At 56.0% G+C, this 8,093-nt stretch carries 9 protein-coding genes, 1 pseudogene and 1 riboswitch; of the genes and pseudogenes, 3 read left to right on the forward strand and 7 right to left on the reverse strand.

What is annotated here, in order from left to right; translation table 11 throughout:
* Window positions 1-22: 22 nt before the first annotated feature.
* The 4 genes from crcB to L975_RS14450 all read right to left on the reverse strand — a co-directional run bounded on the left by crcB (window position 23) and on the right by L975_RS14450 (window position 3,549).
* The gene (gene crcB / locus L975_RS14435) at window positions 23-421 is read right to left on the reverse strand and encodes a fluoride efflux transporter CrcB (protein WP_010862842.1); all 399 of its coding nucleotides are present in this window, start codon (window positions 419-421) and stop codon (window positions 23-25) included.
* A gap of 228 nt (window positions 422-649) precedes the next feature.
* A riboswitch (Fluoride riboswitch) is annotated at window positions 650-716 on the reverse strand.
* Window positions 717-751: 35 nt separating this feature from the next.
* On the reverse strand, window positions 752-1,549 hold the full coding sequence (gene yigL, locus L975_RS14440; protein WP_010862841.1) for a sugar/pyridoxal phosphate phosphatase YigL: 798 nt from the start codon (window positions 1,547-1,549) through the stop codon (window positions 752-754).
* Between the two features lie 235 nt (window positions 1,550-1,784).
* A complete protein-coding gene (gene pldB, locus L975_RS14445) occupies window positions 1,785-2,804 on the reverse strand; it encodes a lysophospholipase L2 (RefSeq protein WP_052181505.1) in 1,020 nt (339 codons plus the stop codon).
* 187 nt (window positions 2,805-2,991) lie between these two features.
* A complete protein-coding gene (locus tag L975_RS14450) occupies window positions 2,992-3,549 on the reverse strand; it encodes a hypothetical protein (protein ID WP_133240570.1) in 558 nt (185 codons plus the stop codon).
* 421 nt (window positions 3,550-3,970) lie between these two features.
* On the opposite strand from L975_RS14450, the gene L975_RS14455 reads away from it, so the two are divergent.
* Complete coding sequence (locus L975_RS14455) at window positions 3,971-4,318, forward strand: hypothetical protein (RefSeq protein WP_047709145.1); 348 nt, start codon at window positions 3,971-3,973, stop codon at window positions 4,316-4,318.
* A gap of 68 nt (window positions 4,319-4,386) precedes the next feature.
* On the opposite strand, the gene asd is transcribed toward L975_RS14455, so the two are convergent.
* A complete protein-coding gene (gene asd, locus L975_RS14460) occupies window positions 4,387-5,499 on the reverse strand; it encodes an aspartate-semialdehyde dehydrogenase (protein WP_047709146.1) in 1,113 nt (370 codons plus the stop codon).
* 305 nt (window positions 5,500-5,804) lie between these two features.
* Here asd and L975_RS14465 point away from each other — a divergent pair, with 305 nt between their 5' ends.
* Window positions 5,805-6,413: a YhgN family NAAT transporter gene (locus L975_RS14465; protein WP_010862836.1), complete on the forward strand. Its 609-nt coding sequence runs from the start codon at window positions 5,805-5,807 to the stop codon at window positions 6,411-6,413.
* A 160-nt stretch (window positions 6,414-6,573) separates the two neighbouring features.
* Here L975_RS14465 and L975_RS14470 read toward each other — a convergent pair whose 3' ends face one another.
* Window positions 6,574-6,891 (reverse strand): DUF1145 domain-containing protein, encoded by a 318-nt coding sequence (locus L975_RS14470; RefSeq protein ID WP_081995717.1) that lies wholly within the window; start codon window positions 6,889-6,891, stop codon window positions 6,574-6,576.
* Window positions 6,881-7,501, reverse strand: coding sequence for a 16S rRNA (guanine(966)-N(2))-methyltransferase (rsmD, locus tag L975_RS14475; RefSeq protein WP_036768684.1), 621 nt, complete (start codon window positions 7,499-7,501; stop codon window positions 6,881-6,883). Before rsmD ends, L975_RS14470 begins: the two co-directional genes overlap by 11 nt.
* A gap of 83 nt (window positions 7,502-7,584) precedes the next feature.
* Between rsmD and L975_RS14480 the strand changes: the two are divergent.
* A pseudogene (locus L975_RS14480) lies at window positions 7,585-8,093 on the forward strand (signal recognition particle-docking protein FtsY); the annotation flags it as partial.

An 8,093-nucleotide genomic window follows, 5' to 3' on the forward strand; every position in this document is an offset into this window, starting at 1 on the left:
GGGTGCTCCCGATGCCAGTGACTTACTGCGGCCACAACAAGCGGGTCAGGCTCATCCCGGCCACGGTCATCAGCAGCGAGCCGCCTAAGTGTAAGGTGATCCCACCGAGTACCCACAGGGTATGGCCTTTTTGCAGTGAGGTGATCATCTCGGCGGAAAAGCTGGAGAAGGTGGTGAGGCCACCGAGAAAACCGGTGATGATAAACAGGCGCAAATGCGGTGATAGATGCGGCATGCGCAAAAAGACTTCCACCGCAATCCCAATCAAAAATCCACCGAGCAAGTTGACCAGCAGGGTACCGGGTGGCAGATGGGGTAAGAGGGTATTGAGCTTGCTGCTGACCCACCAGCGCAAAGAGGCACCAAAAGCGGCGCCGCCACTGACGGCAAGCAACGAGCTGAGTAGGGATGTTTCGGACATACTGGCGATCCTGAACGTCATGCCGGCAATCCTGCCGACGTAAATAACCACGCCGAGCGTACATTCGGCGTTAGCGTTAGCCACGCTCGAATAATGCACACCGGCGACAATCGCTCCCGATTGCAACAGGGGTCGACAGGGTGACGTAAGCCGAGTCTTGCGAACCGATTTTCGCGCAATTCGCTCAGGGATAACACGCACATGCCCGCCTTCCTGTTACAGATCAGGAATCTAGCAGGCATCATCAGACGGGAAACCCGACGGTTAAGGGAGGAATGCCATCTCCACGATGGCATTCAGTGTATACCGGGGTTTAGCGTGGAAACAAGATCAGGCGATAAACATGCGGCGCAGATAGTGCGCGACGGCTTCATCGGCATTATCGCCAATCACTTCTGCATCCGGCAGCGCATCTTTCAGGCGCTGATGCGCGTTTTGCATCACGCAGCCTTTGCCGACCATGCTCAGCATCTCTAAGTCATTCATGCCATCGCCAAACGCGATGCAGTCCGCCAGTGTCATCCCTTTGAGGGGCAGCACTTGCTCCAACGCATGGCCTTTTGACACGCCGCCGGCCATCACTTCCAAGCACTCTGGCAGTGAGAAACTGACATTGACCTTGTCGCCAAAGCGGGCGTTGATCGCCTCTTCCATCGGCAGCAGGGTTTCATGCGCGCCCAGATAAAAGACCTTGGCTACGCCATCACAATCGACCAGCTGCATGTTGCTGATATTGCAATGGAAGCCGGTTTCATCGTGGAATTCGGCCAGCCAATCGACTTCCCGATCGATGTGCCATTCGTCTTCACGGTAGACGTTGGTGATGATGTCAGGGTGATTGTGGGCCAGTGTCATCAGATCATGGGCAATTTCCGGCGCCAGATCGTGTTTGAACACCAGATCACCGGCGGTATTGTGTACCCGAGCGCCATTGGAGGTCACCATGTAAGCATCAATCCCCAGATTTTCGCGGATCTTGGCTACATCTACGTGATGGCGACCGGTGGCGAAAATAAAGCGGATCCCTTGCTCGGTTAACATACGCAGGGTATCGGCGGTAAAAGGGGAGACCCGGTGATCCGGTGTCAGCAGGGTTCCGTCCAGATCGGAGGCTACAACTCGGTACATAAATCACACACTCTGATAGCAGAAAGGAGAAAGCACAGTATACCTGCTGCACGCAGCCAGTCTGTTAATCTGACAAATTTCATCCCGTAAGGTGATCTGGCTCACCAAAAGCCATGACATCCCGTTAGGTGAGAATGTTGGTGTGTGCCGGGTTAAGAGATAAACGACGTGCCGCTTATCGACACGTCGTCAGTTGCCTACCGTTTTGCTCTGTTGAGGCGCGAGTCAGCCTACATCAGTAGCGCGCAAAAAAGGTCAAAATTTGGCGCAGAGCTTGGGTGCGCAGCGGGTCTTGCTCAAACAGCAGCTCGTGGCGCGCGCCGTCAATCACGTATGGCTGATTGCCTTCGCATGGGTGACCCGCCTGTGCCATCGCGGTACAAAAACGTCGGTGCGCCTCGTTATCGACCACCGAATCTTGGCCGCCTTGTAGCAGCAACAGTGGGGTGGTCAGCTCGGGGGCGTGGGTGATGGCATCTTCACCGGCTTGCATCCCTTCGCGGATCCAGTGCAAGGTAGGGCCACCGAGTTGCACGTTTGGATTGGCGGCATACAGCTCACGGAACCACTGATAACGTGGCTCACTGTGGGTCAGATCGTTATTGGCAAACGGCGTGGCTTTGTACGGCCCGGTGCCTGGTGCATAACTTTCTGCCCAGCTATCTACCCACTCGGCCACACCGGTAATGCTGCGCGTTAGCCAGTGCGGCAGTGGTAAGGCGATCCCCAGCATCGGGGCCGACAGCGCCGCGGCAGTAAAATCTTGTGGATAGGTTTCCAGATAACCGGCTGAGACTGCGCCGCCCATCGAGTGCGCCAGCAAGAAGGCTTGTTGGTAGCCTTGCCCAGCAATCAGGGTCTGATAGACCTGTTTCATGTCGCGTTGATAGTCGGAGAAATCGGCCACATAGCCTTTGTGCCTATCTGGGAGCATCCGGCCCGATAGCCCTTGGCCGCGATGATCGAACATCACCACATCATAGCCTTGCTGGAACAAATCGTAGGCCAGCTCCTGATACTTGAGGAAACTCTCCAGTCGTCCGTTGACCACCATGATCACCTGCTGGTGCTGCGGTGAGTGAAAACGGATGGTTTGTAGCGGCAGGCCATCGGTGCTGGTCAGGGTCTGTTGTTGCCCTTGCTGCCAAAACGGTGTCACCTGTTGCTGCATAAACTCGGGGTAGTTCGCTTCACGCGGCGCCGGCGAAAAGGATGACGGCTCGGCAACCGGCGCGGCCTGTAATACTGCGCTCATGATAAGAGATCCCAGATAAACTAAATGGCGTTTCATGTGGCATGACTCCCAGCTCGGAGAGCATGATGATAACAGAAGGCGCTCAGAGTAGTAGACGGTGCGCGCTGTCGCGGCGCAATTCTACGCGTCGACCTGCTTACGGGCGGCGTAACGCGAACAGGGCTCCGCGCCGGCGGTTCGGCGTCGGTCAGCGCTCGATGCGCAAAGAGGAGGACTCAAAGTCCGATTGCAGCGTCATGCTAGCCTGATTGGCGGTTTGCATCAGCTCGCGCAGCGCCATGGTATCCGGTAAATGCGCGTCTTTCAGCCAACCGGCATTGCCACGCAGGGTAAATTGAATTCTGGGCGCATCCAATTGGCCGCTGACTTCCCCGTTGGCATGTAAACTGATTTCATCGAAGGTACACACCGCAGTCACCGTTTGGCAGTGGACGATCCGAATCCGGTTATCCAGCGCCGATTGCTCGAGGGCGTTGACCTGATACAGCTGATCTTCAATCACAATGGCCACTTGCTGGAACGGGTAGTGCTCTTGTTGCCAGACCCCCAGCTCGCCTCCTGATTCAAAACTGCTGGCATTGGGGTCGAAGAAAATAGTGGCGTTGAAAGTGGCACCGCGCGGATGGTTGAGGAACGGGGTGGCTAAGGTGCCTTTAAAGTCGAGGCTGGCGGCGCCTGCCGGGAGCAGCGCACTCAGACAGTAAAGAACCAGAGCAGAAAAATAACGGCATCTGGTCATTGGCATGCGGTTCACTCTCACAGTCAGTAGGGACACAGTGAGCGCTGAATAGGAATGACGGCCCAACGCATACTGCGCGTTGGCTGGGTTGTCACTCTTCTTCGGCGTCACAGAGGGTTATCGTTGTGATTTTTCTATTGATTGTAACAAAGGGCTGCCCTGCAGACCGAACAAACAGCCTGTAACGTTACCTCGCTCTCAAATTGAAAATGTTAATAAATTGTTTTCAGGCTGCGCGATGCGTTTCATCATCTTTTCTCGCACCGCTTTCTCGTATGGCTTTGGATGTCGCGGCCACGGGATAACCGTTGCACAGCAGCTTACAAATCAGTCACACTAGAGAAAAATCGGTGCGCTTAACGTGGGAAGCTGAGCGGCTTAGTTGCGCCGTTCGCCGCGTCAGCAGTCAGGCAACAAGGAGGATGGCATGGGACAAATAGATCGGGTAGTCAAAGCCACCCGGCGTCTGGAGCGCTTGCTGCGCCAGCATTTTCATGCCGAAGGTCGCGGATTACATGAGTTGATCACCTCATGCGACGATCGCCTACCGGAAGCGGCGGCGCGCAAATTGCGTTTTATCGCTACGGTGCGTAATCGCTTGATGCATGAAGATGGCTATCGCTTGGAGGATGAGCGCGATTTTTTCCGCGCGTGTCGCGAATGTGAGCAGTTACTCACTCCGCGCGCGCCACGGTTGATGTGGCTGCTGGTGGCCATTTTGGTGCTCGGCGTCACCTTGCTGTTTTTGCTGTTAGGCTGGTTTTGGCCGGTGTAACCGTCCGGCGTACAGCCAGTACCGGACGGTATTGCGTGCATCGGTTGCAGCGATGACTGCGGCCGCGCTTAGGCGCTTAGCAGCAGACGCAGCATGCGGCGTAGCGGCTCGGCCGCGCCCCACAGCAGCTGGTCACCCACGGTGAAGGCCGACAGATAATCAGGCCCCATATTCAGCTTACGCAGACGGCCTACCGGTACCGACAGGGTGCCGGTCACGCGGGCTGGCGTTAGCTCTTGCATGGTGATTTCGCGCTGATTCGGGATCACTTTGACCCAATCATTGTGGGTCGCCAACAGCTGTTCGATGCTGGTTAGGCTGACGTCACGCTTGAGTTTCAAGGTGAAGGCTTGGCTGTGGCAGCGCAGCGCGCCAACACGCACACACAGGCCATCGACCGGAATCGGTTGGCCGTCGATGCCCAAAATCTTGTTGGTTTCCGCCTGACCTTTCCACTCTTCACGGCTCTGGCCGTTATCCAGTTGTTTGTCGATCCACGGGATCAAACTGCCTGCTAGCGGCACGCCAAAGTTATCGACCGGCAGACTGCCGTCACGGGTTTTGGCGGTAACTTTACGTTCGATATCCAAAATGGCGGAGGCCGGATCGGCCAGTTCGCTGGCCACGGTCTGTTGCAGCATGCCCATTTGGGTCAGCAGCTCACGCATGTGGCGCGCACCACCGCCAGAGGCGGCTTGATAGGTGGCCACCGACACCCACTCCACCAGATCTTCAGCAAACAGGCCACCGAGCGCCATCAGCATCAAACTCACGGTACAGTTACCGCCGACAAAGGTCTTAATGCCTTGCTCCAGACCGCGCTGGATCACTTGCTGGTTGACTGGGTCGAGAATGATGATGGCTTCGTCTTGCATACGCAGGCTAGAGGCCGCATCAATCCAGTAACCCTGCCAGCCGCTGGCGCGTAATTTCGGGTAGATCTCGTTGGTGTAATCACCGCCTTGGCAGGTGATAATAATGTCCAGCGCCCGCAGGGCATCCAGATCATAGGCATCTTGCAGCACGCCCGTTTTCCCGCCGACCATCGGCGCCGCTTGACCGGCTTGCGAGGTGGTGAAAAACACCGGGTTAATCAGAGCGAAATCCTGTTCTTCCTGCATGCGCTGCATCAGCACGGAGCCGACCATGCCACGCCATCCAACGAGTCCTACATTTTTCATCACGCGATCATCCTAAGCTGAGTGAGTGAAAGTCCGAAAATGTGCCGGCCGTATTGCCGGAGCACCTCTTTCACCTTACCGATTGCATAAGCCGGTGCAACCCCTGAAGGCGGCTTTTTACCGCTTTCAATTAATAACACAAAGAAAGTGGGATTTATCCGCTATTTATTGCTGGGAAAATGTGCATTTAAGCCATAAATGACCGGTTAAAGCCACGCGCGCTGCCCCTTGCATATGGAGCTTTACCACGGCCACTGGGTATACTTGCCGTTTGACTACACGGCCAACAGGCAGGAAAAGGCACGATGGAAATGATGTCAGCAGCGGTGCTGTTGTTTCTGATTATGGATCCTTTGGGAAATTTACCGGTATTTATGTCGGTATTGCGGCATTTGGAGCCAAAACGTAGACGTTTTGTCTTGTTGCGCGAGCTGCTGATTGCGTTGCTGGTGATGATGCTGTTCTTGTTTGCTGGCGATCACCTGCTGTCATTCCTGAATGTCCGCGAAGAAACCGTGTCGATTTCCGGCGGTATTATTCTGTTCTTGATTGCGATCCGCATGATTTTCCCTAAGCCCGGTGGCGTGACCGGATTAAAGCCGGGTGAAGAGCCGTTTTTGGTGCCGTTGGCGATCCCGCTGGTGGCTGGACCGTCAGTATTGGCGGCTTTGTTGTTGCTGGCAAAGCAGCATCCAGGGGAAAACATGACCTTGGTGCTGGCGCTGTTGCTGTCGTGGGGCTTGAGCGTGCTGATTTTGCTGTCGTCAGAAGTGCTGAATCGCTGGTTGGGAACCAAAGGCTTGGATGCGATGGAGCGTCTGATGGGGCTGATTTTGGTGATGATCTCCACCCAAATGTTCCTCGATGGTATTGCGCGCTATTTCCACTTGCCGCTGCCGGGTGTGAACCGCTAAGGCCGCGCTGACAAGGTACGTTATCCGGCTCTAAGTGATTCGAGCTAGGGTCGATAGCAGGATGACGCCCTACGGCGTCATCCATCCCAGCCATTCTCGCCGCTGATGCTTAGCTTTGGCGCTGAGCTTGTTCGCTAAGCTGTCTTACTATGATGCTTGGTTATTGTTGCTGGCGCGGTAGCGTTGCGTCAGAAGGCGCCGCGCTAGGCCTAGCATCTTGTTCCAAACGGCGACGCAGTGGGATCAGCTCCAGTACCCCAAACAGCATCACGCGCAGACTGCCTGCGCGTCCCAGCGGACGGCTTTTGCCCAGCAGGGTGCGCGCCAACAGCAATTGCAGCGTATGCATCACCAAGGTCAGCCCCAGCAGCAGATACAGCAGAGCGCTCAGGGTTTTCGGTGATAGCGGGTGTACCAGATTAGTCAGTAGCAGCCCCCACACCACCAGCATCAAGGCGCGCCCGAGATTAAGCCACATCGTCAGCCTCCGCAGGCGCCTCTTCCGTGCCACGAATATACAAGCGATAGGCCACTTGGCCGGCAGTTTTCTCGCGGTGTAAGCGCCAGTTGTGCGGCACGGGCAGGTCGCCGGCCTCTAATTCGGCCTCGACATAGATATAAGCCCCCGCACTGAGCCAATTATTTTGCTCTAACAGGCGACAGCAATCGTGCAGCATGCCACGACGAAAAGGCGGATCGATAAACACTACATCAAACGGCTGTCCCGGTTGAGCCAGATACTGCAGACTGTCGGTCTGAATCACCTTAGCTTGCTCGGATTTCAATAATTGCACGTTTTTTCGCAGCTGTTCGGCTACATTGCGTTCATATTCCAGCATAATGACTTCACTGGCATAGCGGGACAGCGCTTCTAACCCCAGCGCTCCGCTACCGGTAAAGCAATCGAGGCAGCGTGCTCCATGCAGCACCGGGGCTAACCAGTTAAAGACAGTTTCCCGTACCCTGTCGGTGGTTGGGCGCAGGCCCGGACTGTCTGGGACGGGCAGTTTGCGTCCACGCCACTGTCCGCTGATAATCCGGATTTGACCGGTAGGATTTTTTGCTGTTGTCGGAGATCGTCTAGCCATACAATTTTTTGACCGCCAGGAAAGTGGTAAACTACGGGGTTCATTCAAGATTACATTCTAATTGCGCAGGGTCGTATTGCGAAATGACTAAAGAAAAGAAACGTGGATTTTGGTCGTGGCTGGGATTGGGCCGTAATAAAGAGCAGGAGTCTGTCGACGAACAGGCCACTGCGGATACGTCTGCTTCCCCAACCGAGGCCGTGACCTCGCCAGTCGAAGACCATCAAGCTCAGGCCCCTGCGCAGTCGTCGGCTGATTCGTCTGTGGCCGCCGCGGTGGTTGCAGAAAGCGCGGCTAACGCGCCGGCGCCAGTTGACAGTCAGCCAGTGGTGGGTGCGCCTGTTACTGAACAGCCTGAACAGCCTGAACAGCCTCATGTTGAGCCGGAAGCCGACACTACGCCAGCGCCGCTGGCGGCTGAGGTGAGTGAACCGGTGGTTACTCATGCGCCAGAAATGGTTAGCGAGCCCGCGAGCGAGCCGGTTGCTCCTGTGATTGAGAGCGTTACTCTGCCTGCAGAGCCAGAGCCAGAGCCAGAGCCAGAGCCAGAGCCAGAGCCAGAGCCAGAGCCAGAGCCAGAGCCAGAGCCAGA

Origin of the sequence: Plesiomonas sp. ZOR0011 (genome assembly GCF_000800945.1) — a bacterium.
GTDB lineage: Bacteria > Pseudomonadota > Gammaproteobacteria > Enterobacterales > CAMTGL01 > Plesiomonas > Plesiomonas shigelloides.

Bases quoted from the DNA above. Each gene is read 5' to 3' on its own strand.
- crcB (WP_010862842.1), bottom strand. From the start codon at position 421: ATGTCCGAAACATCCCTACTCAGCTCGTTGCTTGCCGTCAGTGGCGGC.
- yigL (WP_010862841.1), bottom strand. From the start codon at position 1,549: ATGTACCGAGTTGTAGCCTCCGATCTGGACGGAACCCTGCTGACACCG.
- pldB (WP_052181505.1), bottom strand. From the start codon at position 2,804: ATGAGCGCAGTATTACAGGCCGCGCCGGTTGCCGAGCCGTCATCCTTT.
- L975_RS14450 (WP_133240570.1), bottom strand. From the start codon at position 3,549: ATGCCAATGACCAGATGCCGTTATTTTTCTGCTCTGGTTCTTTACTGT.
- L975_RS14455 (WP_047709145.1), top strand. From the start codon at position 3,971: ATGGGACAAATAGATCGGGTAGTCAAAGCCACCCGGCGTCTGGAGCGC.
- asd (WP_047709146.1), bottom strand. From the start codon at position 5,499: ATGAAAAATGTAGGACTCGTTGGATGGCGTGGCATGGTCGGCTCCGTG.
- L975_RS14465 (WP_010862836.1), top strand. From the start codon at position 5,805: ATGGAAATGATGTCAGCAGCGGTGCTGTTGTTTCTGATTATGGATCCT.
- L975_RS14470 (WP_081995717.1), bottom strand. From the start codon at position 6,891: ATGTGGCTTAATCTCGGGCGCGCCTTGATGCTGGTGGTGTGGGGGCTG.
- rsmD (WP_036768684.1), bottom strand. From the start codon at position 7,501: ATGGCTAGACGATCTCCGACAACAGCAAAAAATCCTACCGGTCAAATC.